Consider the following 18,096-nt stretch of genomic DNA (forward strand, 5'->3'; position numbering starts at 1 on the left):
GCTTATACTTTCATGAACAAGGACAGTAACAGGAACACGCCGATGATCATGGCAAAGGCGTAGTGATAGATCAGGCCGGACTGCAAGTGCCGGATGATGCCAGAAATGCGACCAATCAGGCGTGCGGTGCCGTTGACCAGATAACCATCGATCCACTTGACGTCGCCTATGCCCCAGAGCTTGCCGCCCAGGAAGCGCGAGCCACCGGCGAATACCTTCTCGTTAAAGGTATCAAAGCCATATTTGTTTTCCATCAGGCGATACAGCCAGCCGCAACGCTTCTGGATGGCGGCAGGGATGTCCGGCCGCTTCATGTAGAAAAACCACGACAGCACCACACCCGCCAGGGCAAAAATGAAAGGCAGGCTGGTCAGGGCATGCAGCGCCATGGCACCTGCGCCATGGAAATGATGCGCCAGCTCATGCATGACGGGGTGTGCCTCGGTATCCACAAAGATCACGCCATCAAAGAAATGTCCGAACAGCATGGGGCCAATGGCGATATAGCCAATAACCAGCGATGGGATCGCCAGTGCGATCAGCGGCAGGGTCACCACCCAGGGCGACTCGTGCGGCTTGTCGTGCGGACCCAGGCCGTGGTGATGCTCGTCGTGATCATGATCATCATCGGCATGGGCATCATGGTGATCATGCGCGTGCGCTGGTTTTTCCATCCAGCGCTCCTTGCCATGGAATACCAGGAAATACATGCGGAAAGAGTAAAACGCCGTCACAAACACGCCGGCCAGCACGGCAAAGTAGGCAAAGCCACTGCCGGGGATATGCGACAGCTTCACCGCTTCGATAATCGAATCCTTGGAATAGAAGCCGGACAACAATGGTGTGCCGATCAGCGCCAGGGAGCCAATCAGCGAGGTGATCCAGGTAATCTTCATGTATTTGCGCAGGCCACCCATATTGCGGATGTCCTGATCGTGGTGCATGCCCATGATCACAGAACCGGCGGCCAGGAACAGCAAGGCCTTGAAGAAGGCATGGGTCATCAGGTGGAAGATGGCCACGGAGTATGCCGATGCACCCAGCGCCACTGTCATGTATCCCAGCTGTGAAAGTGTGGAATACGCCACCACGCGCTTGATGTCGTTCTGGATAATGCCCAGAAAGCCCATGAACAAGGCAGTAATCGCGCCGATCACCATCACGGTGGACAAGGCGGTGGTCGACATTTCAAACAGCGGCGACATGCGCGCCACCATGAAAATACCGGCGGTCACCATGGTGGCCGCGTGGATCAGCGCAGAAATAGGGGTCGGGCCTTCCATGGAATCTGGCAGCCACACATGCAAAGGCACTTGCGCCGATTTACCCATGGCGCCGATGAACAGCAGGATGCAAATCACCGTTAGCAGCGACCATTCGGTATTGGGGATGATGCTGACCGTGGCATCGGCAAACTGCGGTGCGATGGAGAACACGGCGGCGTAATCCAGGCTGCCAAAGAAATACAGCACCATGGCAATGCCGAGCAGGAAGCCGAAATCGCCCACGCGGTTAACTAGGAAAGCCTTGAGATTGGCGTAGATGGCGGTTGGACGTGTGTACCAGAAACCAATCAGCAGATAGGACACCAGGCCCACCGCCTCCCAGCCGAAGAAGAGCTGCATGAAGTTGTTGCTCATCACCAGCATCAGCATGGAGAAGGTAAACAGCGAGATATAGCTGAAGAAGCGGCTATAGCCAGGATCTTCGGCCATGTAGCCTATGGTGTACACGTGCACCATCAGCGAAACAAAGGTCACCACCAGCATCATGACAGCTGTCAGCCGGTCAATCAGGAAGCCCACTTCAAAGCTAGTATCGCCACTGGTCAGCCAGGTGTAGACCGTGCCGTTGAACACCCTGCCCTGCAACACATCATTGAATACCACTACCGACAGCGCAAAGGCACCTGCCACACCGGCAATGGTGAGCCAGTGTGCAGCAGCGCGCGGCAGCATGCGGCCAAACAGGCCGACAATGGTCGCTGCTACCAGTGGCAAGAGCGGGATCAGCAGATAGATGGTTTGCATGTCAGTCATTTGTTATTTTCCGCTTAACCCTTGAGACTGTTGATGTCATCGACGTTGATGGTTTTCAGGTTTCTGAACAGCACCACCAGAATGGCTAGACCAATGGCAGACTCTGCCGCCGCCACCGTCAGAATGAAGAACACGAACACCTGGCCAGCCGTATCCTGCAGATAATGCGAGAAGGCAATAAAGTTGAGGTTAACCGCCAGCAGCATGAGCTCAATCGCCATCAACAGCACGATGACGTTTTTGCGGTTAAGGAAAATGCCGACCACGCTGATGGCAAACAGCAATGAACCCAGTATGAGGTAATGCGAGAGTCCAACCATTACGCCTTGTCCTTTCCTTCGGTCTCGGCAGCTGCCGGGATTTCCACATCGGCAGGCATGCTCACCATGCGAATACGATCTGCACGCTTGACCTTGACCTGCTCGGCCGGGTCAATGAATTTCGAATCCTTGCGATCACGCAGGGTCAGCGCAATGGCCGCCACAATCGCCACCAGCAGCACCACAGAAGCTAGCTCAAACGGCAGCAGGTAATCGGTATACAGCTGGCGCCCAAGCTCGGCAGTATTGCTATAACCGGCGGGATGCGGGGTTGGCGCTGCAACACGGTCAACGCCGAAGTGCCTGGAGCCCAGAATCATGACCATTTCCAGCGTCATCAGAATGCCCACGGGCAAGGCAATCGGCAGCGCTTCCCAGAAACCTTCACGCAGCTTGTCGAGGTTGATATCCAGCATCATCACCACAAACAGGAACAGCACCATCACCGCGCCCACGTAAACCAGCACCAGGGCAATCGCCAGAAACTCGGCTTCCAGCAGCAACCAGATACCGGCGGCGGTAAAAAAGGCCAGCACCAGATGCAAGGCGGCATGCACCGGATTGCGTGAAGTAATGACGCGCAAGCCAGCAAACAGCAGGATAGCCGCCAGGACATAGAATACGTAGTCGTTGAAATTCATCTAGTCAGCTCGGTTGATGTAGGGCGCATGGTTTTTCGTATCCGTCGCTCGTGTTTATTGGCACGCTAAATTAGCGGTATTTGGCGTCCGCACTGCGATCCGCCGCAATCTGGGTTTCATATTTATCGCCCACCGCCAGCAGCATGGGCTTGGTATAGAGCAAATCGCCGCGCTTCTCGCCGTGGTAATCAAAAATCCGCGTTTCCACAATGGAGTCGACCGGGCATGATTCTTCGCAGAAGCCGCAGAAAATGCACTTGGTCAGGTCGATATCGTAGCGTGTGGTGCGGCGCGTATTGTCTTCGCGCTGCTCAGATTCAATGGTGATCGCCATGGCCGGGCAAACCGCTTCGCACAGCTTGCAGGCAATGCAGCGCTCCTCGCCATTCGGGTAGCGGCGCAAGGCATGCAGACCACGGAAACGCGGGCTCATGGGAGTGCGCTCTTCCGGAAACTGAATGGTGATCTTGCGCGCGAAGAAATAACGTCCGGTCAGCGCCATGCCTTTCAGCAACTCGACCAGCATCAGGCTTGATAATACGGTTTTGATCTTGGCTAGCATAATGGTCTCAGTGGAACAGATAGGCCAGCGGGGTCTGCATCAGACCGCCAACCACGATGATCCAAACAAGCGTGATAGGAATAAACACCTTCCAGCCCAGTCGCATGATCTGGTCATAGCGATAACGCGGGAAAGTAGCCCGAAACCAAAGGAAGAAGAACAACAGCAGCGCCACCTTGATGATCAGCCACAGGAAGCCTGGAATCATGTTGAAAGGCGCTACGTCCAGCAAAGGCTGCCAGCCACCCAGGAACATGATGGCTGCCAGCATGCAGACCAGTATCATGTTGGCGTATTCAGCCAGGAAGAACACGGCAAACGCCATGCCCGAGTATTCCACATGGAACCCCGCGACAATTTCGGATTCGCCTTCGGCCACGTCAAATGGGGCGCGATTGGTTTCAGCCACTGCACTGATAAAGTAAACAATAAACAAGGGGAACAATGGCAACCAGTACCATTGCCAGAAACCGCCCGCCTGCGCGACCACGATCTTGCCCAGATTCAGGCTGCCGGCGCACATCAGCACGCCTACCAGGGCAAAACCCATGGCAATTTCGTAGGAAACAATCTGAGCCGCCGAGCGAAGCGAGCCAAGGAAGGCATACTTGGAGTTGGATGCCCAACCGGCGATGATCACGCCATATACGGCCACCGAAGTCATGGCGAGGATATACAGCAAGCCAGCGTCAATATCGGCCAGTATCATGTCCACATCAAACGGCACCACGGCCCAGGCCGCCAGCGCAGGCGCAATCGCCAGCACAGGCCCCAGCAGGAACAAGGTTTTATTAGCCGCCGAAGGGATGATGATTTCCTTCATCAGCAGCTTCAGGCCATCGGCAATCGGCTGCAGCAAGCCAAAATAGCCCACACGGTTAGGCCCCATGCGCACCTGCATGAAGCCAATCACCTTGCGTTCAGCCAGAGTCAGGTAAGCCACCGCGCCCATGATGGGCGCCACGATGGCAATGATCTTGACCAGGGTCCAGACCACGGGCCACGCGGGGCCCAACAGATTTTGCATAAAGGCGATCATGCGCGTGTCACCTCGATTTCGCCCATGAGATCACCCAGCAGGCTGGTTACCGGCAGAGCGGTCGGTACGCGCACCACGCCATGTGGCAGGCCATCATCACGCTTGGCTTTCAGCAGTACACTTGCCACCCCCTGCTTCACGGTGACCATTTCACCATCATCCAGGCCCAGCTCTGTAAGCAGCTGACTATGCATGGCAGCTACCGGAGCCTGCACGGCACGGGTTTTCTGCAATGGCGGTGAGCGACGCACGATGGCATCGGACTGGAACTGCGGTACTTCGCCCAGGCGTTGCAAGACATTGGATTTGATCTTGACCTGAATTTCGATCAGTTCGCGCAGATTGTTATTGAGCGAATTCCAGACCACAGTAGAAGGTTTCTGACCGCCAAAAATCGCGTTTTTAACTTGCTCACTGCTATCAAAATCAAAGCCGGACAAGCCCAGGGTATTGCCCAACACGCGTAATACCTTCCAGCCCGGACGGCATTCGCCCAACGGCTTGGTCACCGCGGTAAAACTCTGCACGCGCCCTTCCATGCTCATGTAGGTGCCGGAGGTCTCGGTAAACGGCGCAATTGGCAGCAGCACATCGGCATGCTCCAGCGCCTCGGATTTGTATGCTGTCAGCGCGATCACACACTCGGCTTCCGCAATGGCCTGGCGGGCCTGCGCAGCATGATGGCAATCCAGCTCAGGCTCCACATTCACCAGCAGGTAAGCCTTGCGAGGTGACTCCAGCATGGCTTTGGCATTCAGGCCATGCTCGCCTGGCAGGGCGCCCACCAGATGGGCACCGGTGCTATTGGCTGCTGGCGACAGGATGCCAAAGGTAGCGCCGCAGAGCGATGCAATGGCTTCAGCCAGACTGTAAAGCTCGGTAAAGCGAGGATGACTTTGGGCAATATTGCCCAGGAAAATACCGGTGCGCGGGCTGACGAGGTCGACCTCTTTGCCCAGCCCGGCGAGGCTTTCTGCCATGGCTTGCGAGTTATCCCACACGCGGACGGTTTCCAGCAGATCATTAAGGGACTTGGGCAAACACAGCGACAGGCGTTGCAAGCCTGACATGGCTTTCAGTATCTGCGCCAGCACGTTGACCATATCGTTCGGGGTGCAGATGGCCTTGTGCTTGACGGCCATCAACTGATCATCATCCATCGGGTTGACCAGCGACAGCTCGGCGCCCTGCGCTACTGCCTTGCGAATACGGTTTGCCAGCAACGGGTGCTCATTGCGCAGATTGCTACCGATAACCAGAATGCGATCCATCTCTTGCAGGTCAGGGATATTGCAGCCCATCCACGGCGTACCCATGCGCTTGCCATCCAGGCGGAAGTCGGTCTGGCGCAGGCGATAATCAATATTGCTGGAGCCCAGGCCATGCGCAATCTGCTTGGCAAGGTAGGCTTCTTCCATGGTGCTGTTGGGTGAAACCAGTACGCCCAGCTGCTCGCCGCCATCGGCATTGGTAATGTCCTTGAGCTGGCCTGCCGCAAATTCCAGTGCTGTCTTCCAGTCCGTTTCGTGCCACTCACCGTGATGCTTGATCATAGGCACGGTCAGACGGTCGGGGCTGTTCAGGCCTTCATAGGAAAAACGGTCGCGGTCAGACAGCCAGCATTCATTGATGCTTTCCTTCTCGCGCGGCAGTACGCGCAGCACTTTGCCATCCTTGATATGTACTTCGATCTGCGAACCCAGACCATCATGCGGTGCAATGGAAGGACGGCGCGTCAGTTCCCAGGTACGGGCTTTGTAGCGGAATGGCTTGCTGGTGAGTGCGCCCACGGGGCACAAATCAATGATATTGCCGGATAGTTCAGAGTCGACACTCTTGTCGACATACGCCGTAATTTCGGCATGCTCGCCACGGCCGACCATGCCAAGCTCCATCATGCCGCCGACTTCCTTGAGGAAGCGAACGCAGCGCGTGCACTGAATGCAGCGCGTCATGTCGGTGGAGACCAGTGGGCCGATATTCTTGTTCAGTACCACCCGCTTTTCTTCGGCATAGCGCGAAGCGGGGGCGCCGTAGGCAACGGCGATATCCTGCAGGTCACACTCGCCACCCTGATCGCAAATCGGGCAATCCAGCGGGTGATTGATCAGCAGAAACTCCATGACGCTTTTCTGCGCTTCCACGGCGGCTTTGGAGCGGGTGAAAATTTTCATGCCATCAGCAACCGGGGTTGCGCAGGCAGGCAAAGGCTTTGCAAACTTCTCGACCTGCACCAGGCACATGCGGCAATTGGCGGCGACGGAGAGTTTTTTGTGATAGCAGAAACGCGGAATGGCAATGCCAAGCTTGTCCGCTGCATCGATGATCGTGGTGCCGTGATCGACTTCTACGGCTTTGCCGTCTATCTCTATATTCAGCATGGTACTAACCTTGAAAAGCCTAACACTGAAAAGCCATGTTCAACCCCGGGCACACGCAAGAACGCCAGCTGGCTGGCTTTATCACGACTGAAATTACATGTGTACGTGGTCATGACCATCACTCCGCCTTGCCCGTCACCATGGACTTGCCATGCTGAATGTAATATTCGAATTCGGGACGGAAATGCTTGATGAAACTGAGCACCGGCGTGGCAGCGGCATCGCCCAGCGCGCAAATCGTGCGGCCGGAGATATTGCTGCTCACATCGGTCAGAAGATCAAGATCGCCCATGCGACCTTCACCCTCGACAATACGTTTCACCACGCGGTAAAGCCAGCCTGTACCTTCACGGCACGGCGTGCATTGACCGCAGGATTCTTCATAGAAGAAATACGAGAGACGTTTCAGGGTTTTCACCATGCAGGTGGTTTCATCCATCACGATCATGGATCCTGCACCCAGGCTTGAACCCGCCTTGGACAAGCCGTCGTAATCCATGGTCGCACCCATGATGGCGGCAGCGGGCATGACGGCCGTCGATGGACCACCAGGAATCACGGCCTTAAGCTGGCGACCTTTCCAGACGCCACCGGCGATATCGAGCAGTTCGGTAAACGGCACGCCCATGCGCACTTCGTAATTGCCCGGGCGCTCGACATGACCGGACACCGAAAACAGCTTGGTGCCGCCTGAGTTTGGCACACCCAGCGCCTGGAAGGCATCGCCACCATGCTCAAGTATCCAGGGAATCGAGGTGTAGGACTCGGTATTGTTGACATTGGTCGGCTTGCCGAACACACCGTAACTGGCGGGGAATGGCGGCTTGAAACGCGGCTGGCCCTTCTTGCCTTCAATCGACTCGATCAGTGCAGTTTCTTCACCGCAGATGTAAGCGCCATAGCCATGCACGGCAAACAGATCAAAACTGAAGGTGGTGCCGAACAGGTTTTCGCCTATGAAGCCAGCAGCACGCGCTTCATCCAGCGCACGCTCGAAGATCTCGTAGTCCTGCCAGATTTCACCGTGTATGTAGTTGTAGCCGACGCGCGCACCCAGCGTATAGGCGGCGATGGCCATGCCTTCGATCAGTTGGTGCGGGTTGTAGCGGATGATGTCGCGGTCCTTGAAGGTACCGGGCTCGCCTTCATCGGTATTGCATACCAGATACTTGGTGCCATCGTAATAACGCGGCATGAAGCTCCACTTGAGGCCGGTAGGAAAACCAGCGCCACCGCGGCCGCGCAGACCGGAAAGCTTGACCTGAGTGATGACGTCGGTGGCTTTCACCTTATCCTGCACCAGGCGTTGCAATTGCTTGTAGCCGCCCACATTCAGATAGGCTTGCAGCGATGCGGGATCAGGCTGCCCCAGCGTGCGCAGGCAGACCAGAGTTTCCTTGTCGGAGCGATGTTGAACAGGCGTATCAAAAGCAGCCATTACTTCAACTCCTCCAGAATCGCATCCACTTTTTCCTTGGTCAGGAATTCACACATGCGCTTGTTGTTGATATGGAACAAAGGCGCACCGCCGCAACAGCCCATGCACTCGCCTTCTTTGAGTGTGAATTTGCCATCAGGCGTGGTTTCGTTGAAGCCGATACCGAGGCGCTCCTGCAAATGGTCCACAATGACATCGGAGTCACGCAGCATGCAGGAGATATTGGTACAGACGGTGATCTTGTACTGCCCTACCGGTTCCAGTTCATACATATTGTAGAAACTGGCGACTTCCAGAGCGGCAATCGGCGGGATGCCCAGATACTCCGCCACAAAGGCCACTGTATCTTTGGACAACCAGCCTTTTTCGTCCTGGGCAATACGCAAGGCGGACATGACGGCTGCCTGACGACGGTCAGCCGGGTATTTGGTCAATTCGCGATCAATCTTGGCGAGGGATTCCTGAGACAACATTAGCGATCAATCTCCCCGAAAACGATATCCTGTGTACCGATAATGGCCACCAGGTCGGCAATCATGTGGCCGCGCGTCATTTCATCCAGCGCTGCCAGATGCGGAAAACCAGGCGCACGAATTTTCAAACGATAAGGCTTGTTCGCCCCATCCGAAATCAGGTAAATGCCAAACTCACCCTTGGGGTGTTCCACCGCTGCATAGGCTTCTCCGGCGGGCACATGAAAGCCTTCGGTAAACAGCTTGAAGTGGTGAATCAAGGACTCCATGTCCTGCTTCATGCCTTCACGGGCGGGTGGTGCCACCTTGTGATTGTCAGTAATCACCGGGCCAGGATTTTTGCGCAGCCAGTCTATGCATTGCTTGATGATGCGGTTGGATTGGCGCATTTCTTCGATACGCACCAGGTAACGGTCATAGCAATCGCCATTTACGCCCACCGGGATGTCGAAATCCATCTTGTCGTAGACTTCGTAAGGCTGTTTCTTGCGCAGGTCCCAGGCGAAACCAGAACCGCGCAGCATGGGACCGGACAAGCCCAGCGCCAAGGCACGCTCAGGCGTCACCACGCCAATACCCACTGTACGCTGCTTCCAGATACGGTTATCAGTCAGCAGGGTTTCGTATTCGTCCACATAGCCTGGGAAGCGGTTGGTAAAGTCTTCAATAAAGTCGAGCAAGGAGCCCTGGCGATTTTCATTGAGGCGCTTGATTTCATCCTTGGCGCGTACCGTCGAGCTTTCGTATTGCGGCATACGGGCTGGCAAATCACGATAGACACCGCCAGGCCGGTAGTAAGCAGCGTGCATGCGAGCGCCAGAGACGGCTTCATAGCAGTCAAACAGGTCTTCACGCTCGCGGAACGCGTACAGGAATACCGTCATCGCCCCCACGTCCAGCGCATGCGCACCCAGCCACAGCAGGTGATTCAGCACGCGGGTAATTTCATCGAACATCACGCGGATGTATTGGGCGCGGATGGGGACTTCGAGCCCAAGCAGCTTTTCAATCGCCATGACATAGGCATGCTCGTTCGCCATCATCGACACATAATCGAGGCGATCCATATAAGGCACGGACTGCAGATAGGTGCGATTCTCGGCCAGCTTTTCCGTCGCACGGTGCAACAGGCCAATGTGCGGATCGGCCCGCTGGATGACTTCGCCATCCAGCTCCAGCACCAGTCGCAGCACGCCGTGCGCAGCCGGGTGCTGGGGACCGAAGTTCATGGTGTAGTTACGAATTTCAGCCATGATGGAAGCCCTCGTCACGAATAACGCGTGGCACGTTGTTGCGGGGATCAATCGTCACTGGCTGATAAATGACGCGCTGTTGCTCAGGGTCATAGCGCATTTCCACATTGCCTATCATCGGGAAATCCTTGCGGAAAGGGTGGCCTACAAAACCATAGTCGGTGAGCAGGCGGCGCAAATCAGGATGGCCTTCATACATGATGCCGTAAAGGTCGAAGGACTCGCGTTCAAACCAGTTGGCAACCGGCCACATATCCACCAGCGTAGGAAGTACGGGAAAATCATCATCTGCTGCGAATACCCGCAAACGTACACGCTGGTTCAAGCTGATGGAAAGAAAATGGTAGACCGTGGCAAAACGCAGCCCGCTCCAGCTGCCCTCCCCATACTCGGCATAGTCGACGCCACAGAGATCAATCAGCTGTTCAAACTTAAGCGAAGGATGGTCTCGCAGGATAAGGCAGACATCCAGCATATTGGCAACCGAGCATTCAATCGTCAATTCGCCGACATGGCTCACCAGACGGCCCAGCTTGTCTCCAAGCGCCGACTCGATATTGGCGGTAAGTTGTTGCAGACGGGAGCTCATGTGATCACCTGGCGATAGTATTGGTACGCTTGATTTTGTTTTGCAACTGGATGATGCCATAGAGCAGCGCCTCGGCTGTCGGTGGACAACCTGGCACATATACATCGACAGGAACGATACGGTCACAGCCGCGAACAACAGCATACGAGTAATGGTAATAACCGCCGCCATTGGCACAGGAGCCCATGGAAATAACCCAGCGCGGCTCGGCCATCTGGTCATATACCTTGCGCAGCGCAGGCGCCATTTTATTGACCAGCGTGCCTGCCACGATCATCACATCGGATTGGCGAGGGCTTGGGCGGAATACAATGCCAAACCGGTCCAGATCATAACGGGATGCGCCCGCATGCATCATCTCCACCGCACAGCACGCCAGACCAAACGTCATCGGCCACAGCGAACCCGTGCGCGTGTAATTGATGACCGTATCCAGCGTGGTCGTGACAAACCCTTTTTCCAGTACACCTTCAATACTCATGCAGAGACCCCGTAGTCGGCATCTACTTGCCATAAAGCAGGTAGCAGAGCGATAACAATATGCGTAATGGATAGCAAGGCAGCGGACTGAACATGCGCCGCCAATGGCACATTACCAGGACAGCGATTGAGGTTTATTCCCACTCGAGCGCCCCCTTCATCCATTCGTAGACGAAACCCACCACCAGAATTCCCAGGAAAACCAGCATGGCAATAAAACCGAAAAGACCAATTTCCTGCAGCACAACGGCCCAGGGAAAGAGGAAAGCGATTTCAAGATCGAACAGGATAAAGAGGATAGCGACGAGGTAATAACGTACGTCGAATTTCATGCGAGCGTCTTCGAAAGCTTCGAAGCCGCATTCATAGGGAGAATTTTTTTCGGCGTCAGGGCGGCTGGGGGCCACCACTTTGCCAAGGACAATAGGGGCTATACCGACGGCTAAACCGACGATGATGAACAGTAATATAGGAAAGTAGTTTTCCAGCATGTTCACGCCCCAATTTAACTCAATGCACCTAATTGTGATTGAGTATTTTAATTATTGGTGCCGTCGATGAGACTCGAACTCATACGTCTTTCGACACTACCCCCTCAAGATAGCGTGTCTACCAATTCCACCACGACGGCAAGTCTGGCTGCTAAAGCCAATACAACTATTACTGCGGCACATCCTTTGCTGGTGAGGATTCAGCAGGTTTGGCTGGCGCGCTTTCGCTTGCCTTGCCAGGTGCAACAACAGAATTCGTTGGGAGCTTGACGACGCTTGAACCTTGGGTGCGGTGGCTGGACATGTAAGCCAGGGTCAAGCTGGTAGCAAAGAAGATGGCCACAAAAACAGCGGTGGCACGACTCATGAAGTTGGAGGATCCGCTAACACCGAACAGGCTGCCTGAAGCACCACTACCAAAAGCGGCACCCATATCAGCACCCTTGCCGTGCTGAAGCAATACCAATCCGATAACACCGAGTGCAGCCAATACGTGCGCAATTGATACTAAAGTTTCCATGTTCTCTCAAATCCACTGCTTAAGTCAGCTTTAGTTTGATTTTATCAAATCTACTGACAAGCAGCGCGACAAATTTCCTCAAAATCGTTGGCATTCAATGAACATCTGCCAATCAAACCGCCGTCTATATCCGGCATAACGAATAATTGTGACGCATTTAGGGGATTTACGCTACCCCCATACAGAATTCTTACGGTTTCTGCCGCATGCACATCCAGCGCGGCGATTCTATCACGGATAAACGCATGTACCTGCTGCGCCTGTTCCGGTGTTGCAGATAAACCCGTGCCGATGGCCCATACCGGTTCATAGGAAACAACCGCATGTGCAAACACGCCAGCCCCCACCGTCTTCAGCACGGCATCAATCTGGCTGGCAATCACTTGATGGCACAGGCCGGACTCGCGCTCGGCCAGGGTTTCTCCCAGGCAAAGCACAGGCGTGATGCCCGATTTGCGCGCCACCACAAATTTGGCGGCAATATTCTCGTCGCTTTCGCAATAGGCGGTACTGCGCTCGGAGTGCCCCACAATCACATAACTGGCACCAAAGTCCTTGAGCATGCGCGCACTGACTTCTCCGGTGTATGCTCCGACTTCATGCTTGGCAACATTCTGTGCGCCCCAGGCAATATGGCTGCCCTGCAGCTCCTGCTGCGCCTGAAACAGATAAGGGTATGGCACGCAGACGGCAAAATCGGCCGAGGTCAAATGATCAAGCCGCTGCCTGAATGCATCAAACAGCACCTTGTTTTGCGCAAGGTCGCCATGCATTTTCCAATTAGCGACCACCAGCTTACGACGCATATGAATACCTAAAAATTTTCCGAATGGTACCGTGCAGCCTGCTCGGCAGTCAATTTGACTGCGCCGCCACAGGCTGCCAGTGCTTGATCAGCAACTGTACGTTGCGGGCGCCGTTAAAGGCATTGGTCTGCAATTCATACACCGCCGTGACATACTGCGGCAAAAACTCTTCCTGCCGGAAAAATATCGCATCCACGGCGCGTCCTCGGGTCGACAAAGTGAGCTTGAGATGCTTGCCACCGACAATCCGTTGCGCCACCACCTCAAAATCGTCGCAAAACATCGGGGGAGGAAATCCCTGCCCCCACACCTGGCGCTGCAGCGCCACCGCTACATCCCAGTGCATGTCATCCAGCGTCAGCGCGCCGTCGACTTCAATAATCGACTCCAGATCAGCCGGGGTCAGCAACCCTGTCACCACCGACTCAAAACCCAGCCGGAAACGCTCCATATCCTCTTCGCGAATACTCAATCCGGCCGCCATGGCATGTCCGCCAAACTTGAGTATCAGATCAGGTTCGCGCTTGGACAGCAGATCCAGCGCGTCGCGCAGATGCAACCCGGGTATAGAGCGCCCCGAACCTTTGAGCACCCCATCGCCTGCCTGGGCAAATGCAATCACCGGACGGTGGTAACGCTCCTTGATGCGCGATGCCAGAATGCCTATTACCCCCTGATGCCAGTCCGGCTGATACAAACTCAGGCTGTAGCGGCCTTCCGCATCCAGGCCATCCAGCTCAGCCAGCGCACTTTCCTGCATATCCGCCTCTATGCTGCGACGTTCATGGTTGAGGGCATGCAACTGCTGGGCCATGGCATGGGCCGATGGCTCATCCTCCGCCAGAAGACAGCTGATGCCCAGCGTCATGTCATCCAGGCGCCCTGCCGCATTCAGCCTTGGCCCCACGCTGAACCCCAGATCCTGCGCGCAACTGGTGGCGGGCTCGCGGCCAGCCAGCCGCATCAGCCATAAAATACCCGGACTGCACTGGCCGGCACGAATACGCCGCAGCCCCTGCTCAACCAGAATGCGGTTGTTGTCATCCAGTTTGACCAGGTCAGCCACCGTTCCCAAGGCCACCAAGTCGAGCAGGCTGGTCAGATTCGGCTCAGCCTTGCCCTCAAACAAGCCTCTCGCCCGCATCTCGGCACGCAAAGCCAGCATCACATAAAACGCCACGCCCACGCCAGCAAGATGCTTGCTGGGGAAATCGCAGCCATGCTGATTGGGATTCACAATGCAGGCGGCTGCCGGCACATGGTCGCCGGGCAAATGGTGATCCGTCACCAGCACGGACATGCCCAGGGCATTAGCACGCGCCACCCCATCGACGCTGGCAATGCCATTATCCACGGTGATGATGAAATCCGGCTTGGACTGGGCAGCAAGCTCTACAATTTCCGGCGTCAGGCCGTAGCCATACTCAAAGCGATTAGGCACCAGAAAATCCACTACCGCGCCCAGCATGCGCAAGCCGCGCACCATCACGGCGGTGGCGGTTGCCCCGTCTGCATCATAATCGCCGACGACCAGCAGAGAGCGCTTTGCGACAATCGCATCTGCCAGCAAAGCCGCCATGCGGGTGTTATTGGTCAGACGATCAGGAGGAATCAGCCCGGCGAGCGAGGCTTCAAGCTGCACTGGCGTTTTAACTCCGCGCGCCGCCAGCAGCTGCGCCAGCAATGGCGACAAGCCACTGGCTGCCAGCGTGGCAGCAGCAGCCTCGTCAGGCTCGCGTCTTACAATATTAACCACCAAGCACCTCCGTCCACGGTCTGGATTTACGCCAGAATTGATAGGTATCCCATTTGTTCACGCGACACTGCAATACCCGATCTCCCAAAGCAATATTCAATTCCAGCTGACTTAGCCCCCCGCGACGTAGCGCCTGCCATAGCATGGGCAATCCATTCACCACCGCGGCTGCCGACTCAACCGGAACCAGCCAGGCCTGCGTCGCTTCATGCCGTAGCAATTCGCGAATATCCTGCGGCACCGCATGGCATTCGCCTGCCTGCAGGGTAGCCAGACCACGCGCCACGGCATCCTCAGCAAAAAGCAGCGGCAATACCCGGGGGGATTTCGCTGGCAAGACGCCGCCGCCATAGACCCACAGGCCGCTTACCGGCAATGCGCCCTGCGCCTCGCGCGCCTGATTTAGCGGATGCTCGAACAGCAACATCTGCACTTCATTCAAAACAGCATTCCAGAAAGCCGCATCCTGCCCATGCGGCAACAGGCCGCGAATATCGCGCCCCATTGCCACATCGACCGGGGTTGTTTGAATATGCGACGGCGCTTGCACCTGCAAATACCAGCGATCAGCGCAATGCGGGCTCTGTGCAAACTTAAGTCCCTGCTCCGCAAAATGCTCATTCAATAAAGTCAGCAAGCTATCCGCCTCTGCTTTTTGCAGCGACAAGGCCTCAGGCCCGGCAATCGTAAAAGAGTCGCGCTGCAGTTGCAGATGCACAGGCTGGGCAAAAAACACATACTCGGTCGACAATGAAAGGCCGTCAGCCAGCGCCGCCAATGACGCCAGCGGCCAGTCTTGCTGCCTGGCAAGACCCGCGCTGCTGCACAATATCTCATCAATGGTCGTCGTCAGGAATTCGCGTCGACCTACCGCCAGCAAACGCTCAAAGGTCGCCGCCACGGCGGGACTCATGGTCATTAATGTGTGCGGTGTTTTCAGGAAAATCTGGAGATTCACTTCAGGTTCACTTAGATGTCACTTTGTTATACGCCGTGCAGGCGCTAAGATATATTCAACTTAACAGAATGATACGCTATATGGATCTCATTTTATGGCGTCATGCCGAAGCAGACGACACCTCACCTGACATCACTCGCGCACTCACGGCCAATGGTAAAAAGCAGGCCGCTGTCATGGGCGAATGGTTACGCCAGCACTTGCCCCCCGCTACTCGCATTATCGTGAGCCCGGCCACGCGCACCCAGCAAACTGCGCTGGCACTGGGGATGGATTTCACGACAGTCGACGCCCTCGCCCCCGGCGCCGCTCCGCATGATGTATTGCAAGCCGCCGGCTGGCCCAAGGCTCAGGGCTCAGTGCTGGTTGTCGGGCATCAACCCTCGCTTGGTATGGCGGCTGCGCTGGCCATGAGCGGAAAAATTCAGTACTGGTGCGTCAAGAAAGGCAATATCTGGTGGCTGAGCAATCGCCAGCGCGCCCATGAAGACCAGACCATTTTGCGTGCGGTTATCTCGCCGGATCATCTATAAAACGCGTTACCTGGAGATATATCGCAAGCCTGTTGGTTGCATCCCATAACGCTCAGCATGCAAAATCAAGCGCCCAAGCATAAACAGACACAAGAAGAAATGCCGCGCGGAATAACGTGGTCAGCCACCGGCTGGCACAACAGGCCGGCAAACAAGGAAGACTGAATTTGAGAACCGTACTGATCGCCAACCCCAAGGGAGGCAGCGGCAAAACCACACTGGCCACCAATCTTGCCGGGTACTTTGCCAGCCGTGGACGCCATGTCGTGCTGTCGGACATGGACAGGCAGCAATCTTCCCTGCAATGGCTGGAGCGCAGACCGAGTCAATTACCCTTGATTCATGGCATGGATGGTCGCGGCAGACACGCAGACAGCCTGAGTGCAGACTGGACCATCATCGACTCCCCCGCCGGACTGCGCGGCGACAAGCTGACCGATGCTGTAAAAACAGCCGACTGGGTGATTGTGCCCATCCAGCCCTCGGCCTTTGATATTGGCGCCAGCCAGGAATTTCTTGAAACCCTGCGCGAAGAAAAAGCCGTGCGCAAAGAGCGTACCTTTGTCGCCGTCGTCGGCATGCGCATCGACAGCCGTACCCGTTCGGCAGCGAATTTGCAGCGCTATCTGGATAAAAGCGGCTTCCCCGTCATGGGCAACCTGCGGGATGCGCAGATTTATGCCCTGGTGGCCGAGCAAGGCGCCAGCCTGTTTGACATTCGCCCATCGCAGGTCGCTCGTGATTTGCAGCAATGGGCCCCGTTGCTGCACTGGCTGGTGAACGCAGACCGCAATGCCTAATGAAATAGAACTGAAGCTGCGCATAGACGCGGCTGACACAACGCGCCTGTTCAATCACCCAGCACTGACGCATGGGCTGGAGCATGGCCCGCTTACGCGCCAGCTCATCAGCACGTACTTCGACACCCCCGACCTGCGTTTGCTGGATGCCGAGATCAGCCTGCGCGTGCGCAGCATGTCCGGCGGCTGGTTTCAGGCGGTAAAAGCCGCGGGCTCCTCCGTCGCCGGCCTCCACCAGCGCATGGAGTGGGAAGACATTATCAGCGGCAGCGAGCCTGATTTCAGCAAAATCACCGAACCCGGGCTGGCTGCCATATTTGCCGACCGGCAATTGCGCGATGCCTTGCAGCCCCTGTTCGTGACCGATGTAGCACGCACCGAATGGCAACTGCGCATGCCTGACGGCACGGCGCTGGAAGTGGCTCTTGATCTGGGCGAGCTGCAAGTGGGCAGCCATATTCGCGAAACCATCAGCGAAGTCGAGATCGAACTGAAAAGTGGCGATGCCGCACAGGTATTTTCGCTGGCGCTGGCTTTGCAGGCAGATATTCCGCTCACCATCGAAAACATCAGCAAGGCACAGCGCGGCTATGGACATTACCGCACGCTGCCGCCATCGCTTTCCACCCTGGCGCTGGCTGCATTGCCGCAAGCTCTCGATAAAGCGGCGCTGACCAAGCTGGTGTGGGCATGCGTGCATCAAGTGCAAAGCAAGCAAGCCTTGCTGGAAGCAGACGACACTCAACTCCAGCAGCATGCCATCGCCGAGATCCGTAGCACCTTGCAATACCTGCTAAGCGCACTGCAGCTCTTCAAATCCACGCCTGCTGCATTGCTGACCGAATACCACTGGCTGCACGATACGGCCCATGCCACGCAGCCGGATGACCAAGCAGCAGCGCATCACATCCACACGCTGTTGCATAGCCAGCGTTGCCAGCGCCTGCTGCTGCAAACCGGCGCCTGGCTGCTGGCCCAGGCAACGCTTGTCCAGCCCCGGTAAGCTCTGCATAATGG

Annotated in this window: 19 protein-coding genes and 1 tRNA gene; 3 read left to right on the top strand and 17 right to left on the bottom strand. The window is 56.1% G+C overall.

What is annotated here, in order from left to right:
- Nucleotides 1-2: 2 nt before the first annotated feature.
- From nuoL to FNL37_RS10830, 17 genes are all read right to left on the bottom strand, one after another.
- Complete coding sequence (nuoL, locus tag FNL37_RS10750; protein WP_159356101.1) at nt 3-2,039, bottom strand: NADH-quinone oxidoreductase subunit L; 2,037 nt, start codon at nt 2,037-2,039, stop codon at nt 3-5.
- Nucleotides 2,040-2,053: 14 nt separating this feature from the next.
- Nucleotides 2,054-2,359 carry an NADH-quinone oxidoreductase subunit NuoK gene (nuoK, locus tag FNL37_RS10755; RefSeq protein WP_013441515.1) on the bottom strand — a complete coding sequence of 102 codons (306 nt, stop codon included), beginning with the start codon at nt 2,357-2,359 and terminating at the stop codon, nt 2,054-2,056.
- Complete coding sequence (locus FNL37_RS10760; protein WP_159356102.1) at nt 2,359-3,000, bottom strand: NADH-quinone oxidoreductase subunit J; 642 nt, start codon at nt 2,998-3,000, stop codon at nt 2,359-2,361. Before FNL37_RS10760 ends, nuoK begins: the two co-directional genes overlap by 1 nt.
- A 70-nt stretch (nt 3,001-3,070) precedes the next feature.
- Nucleotides 3,071-3,562, bottom strand: a complete 492-nt coding sequence (gene nuoI, locus FNL37_RS10765; RefSeq protein WP_013441513.1) for an NADH-quinone oxidoreductase subunit NuoI — start codon at nt 3,560-3,562, stop codon at nt 3,071-3,073.
- A 7-nt stretch (nt 3,563-3,569) separates the two neighbouring features.
- Nucleotides 3,570-4,601: an NADH-quinone oxidoreductase subunit NuoH gene (nuoH, locus tag FNL37_RS10770; RefSeq protein WP_013441512.1), complete on the bottom strand. Its 1,032-nt coding sequence runs from the start codon at nt 4,599-4,601 to the stop codon at nt 3,570-3,572.
- Nucleotides 4,598-6,982 (bottom strand): NADH-quinone oxidoreductase subunit NuoG, encoded by a 2,385-nt coding sequence (gene nuoG, locus FNL37_RS10775; protein ID WP_015829530.1) that lies wholly within the window; start codon nt 6,980-6,982, stop codon nt 4,598-4,600. Before nuoG ends, nuoH begins: the two co-directional genes overlap by 4 nt.
- A gap of 118 nt (nt 6,983-7,100) precedes the next feature.
- Nucleotides 7,101-8,420 carry an NADH-quinone oxidoreductase subunit NuoF gene (gene nuoF, locus FNL37_RS10780; RefSeq protein WP_159356103.1) on the bottom strand — a complete coding sequence of 440 codons (1,320 nt, stop codon included), beginning with the start codon at nt 8,418-8,420 and terminating at the stop codon, nt 7,101-7,103.
- Nucleotides 8,420-8,893, bottom strand: a complete 474-nt coding sequence (nuoE, locus tag FNL37_RS10785; RefSeq protein WP_013441508.1) for an NADH-quinone oxidoreductase subunit NuoE — start codon at nt 8,891-8,893, stop codon at nt 8,420-8,422. The genes nuoF and nuoE overlap by 1 nt, the downstream gene beginning before the upstream one ends.
- Nucleotides 8,893-10,146, bottom strand: a complete 1,254-nt coding sequence (locus FNL37_RS10790) for an NADH-quinone oxidoreductase subunit D (RefSeq protein WP_013441507.1) — start codon at nt 10,144-10,146, stop codon at nt 8,893-8,895. The genes nuoE and FNL37_RS10790 overlap by 1 nt, the downstream gene beginning before the upstream one ends.
- Nucleotides 10,139-10,735, bottom strand: coding sequence for an NADH-quinone oxidoreductase subunit C (locus FNL37_RS10795; RefSeq protein WP_013441506.1), 597 nt, complete (start codon nt 10,733-10,735; stop codon nt 10,139-10,141). Before FNL37_RS10795 ends, FNL37_RS10790 begins: the two co-directional genes overlap by 8 nt.
- Before the next feature lie 4 nt (nt 10,736-10,739).
- On the bottom strand, nt 10,740-11,216 hold the full coding sequence (locus FNL37_RS10800) for a NuoB/complex I 20 kDa subunit family protein (RefSeq protein ID WP_013441505.1): 477 nt from the start codon (nt 11,214-11,216) through the stop codon (nt 10,740-10,742).
- Between the two features lie 133 nt (nt 11,217-11,349).
- Nucleotides 11,350-11,706 carry an NADH-quinone oxidoreductase subunit A gene (locus FNL37_RS10805; protein WP_015829529.1) on the bottom strand — a complete coding sequence of 119 codons (357 nt, stop codon included), beginning with the start codon at nt 11,704-11,706 and terminating at the stop codon, nt 11,350-11,352.
- Between the two features lie 55 nt (nt 11,707-11,761).
- A tRNA-Leu gene (locus FNL37_RS10810) sits at nt 11,762-11,846 on the bottom strand.
- 29 nt (nt 11,847-11,875) lie between these two features.
- Nucleotides 11,876-12,226 carry a preprotein translocase subunit SecG gene (gene secG / locus FNL37_RS10815; protein ID WP_159356104.1) on the bottom strand — a complete coding sequence of 117 codons (351 nt, stop codon included), beginning with the start codon at nt 12,224-12,226 and terminating at the stop codon, nt 11,876-11,878.
- Between the two features lie 50 nt (nt 12,227-12,276).
- A complete protein-coding gene (gene tpiA / locus FNL37_RS10820; RefSeq protein WP_013441501.1) occupies nt 12,277-13,032 on the bottom strand; it encodes a triose-phosphate isomerase in 756 nt (251 codons plus the stop codon).
- 49 nt (nt 13,033-13,081) lie between these two features.
- Nucleotides 13,082-14,788, bottom strand: coding sequence for a single-stranded-DNA-specific exonuclease RecJ (gene recJ / locus FNL37_RS10825; protein WP_159356105.1), 1,707 nt, complete (start codon nt 14,786-14,788; stop codon nt 13,082-13,084).
- Nucleotides 14,781-15,746 carry a hypothetical protein gene (locus FNL37_RS10830; protein ID WP_244948269.1) on the bottom strand — a complete coding sequence of 322 codons (966 nt, stop codon included), beginning with the start codon at nt 15,744-15,746 and terminating at the stop codon, nt 14,781-14,783. Before FNL37_RS10830 ends, recJ begins: the two co-directional genes overlap by 8 nt.
- Before the next feature lie 80 nt (nt 15,747-15,826).
- Here FNL37_RS10830 and FNL37_RS10835 point away from each other — a divergent pair, with 80 nt between their 5' ends.
- The 3 genes from FNL37_RS10835 to FNL37_RS10845 all read left to right on the top strand — a co-directional run bounded on the left by FNL37_RS10835 (nt 15,827) and on the right by FNL37_RS10845 (nt 18,082).
- The gene (locus FNL37_RS10835) at nt 15,827-16,279 is read left to right on the top strand and encodes a SixA phosphatase family protein (protein WP_013441498.1); all 453 of its coding nucleotides are present in this window, start codon (nt 15,827-15,829) and stop codon (nt 16,277-16,279) included.
- Nucleotides 16,280-16,446: 167 nt separating this feature from the next.
- Nucleotides 16,447-17,079: a ParA family protein gene (locus tag FNL37_RS10840; RefSeq protein ID WP_013441497.1), complete on the top strand. Its 633-nt coding sequence runs from the start codon at nt 16,447-16,449 to the stop codon at nt 17,077-17,079.
- The gene (locus tag FNL37_RS10845; RefSeq protein WP_159356106.1) at nt 17,072-18,082 is read left to right on the top strand and encodes a CYTH domain-containing protein; all 1,011 of its coding nucleotides are present in this window, start codon (nt 17,072-17,074) and stop codon (nt 18,080-18,082) included. Before FNL37_RS10840 ends, FNL37_RS10845 begins: the two co-directional genes overlap by 8 nt.
- Nucleotides 18,083-18,096 lie beyond the last annotated feature (14 nt).

Source organism: Methylovorus glucosotrophus (genome assembly GCF_009858335.1).
Lineage (GTDB): Bacteria > Pseudomonadota > Gammaproteobacteria > Burkholderiales > Methylophilaceae > Methylovorus > Methylovorus glucosotrophus.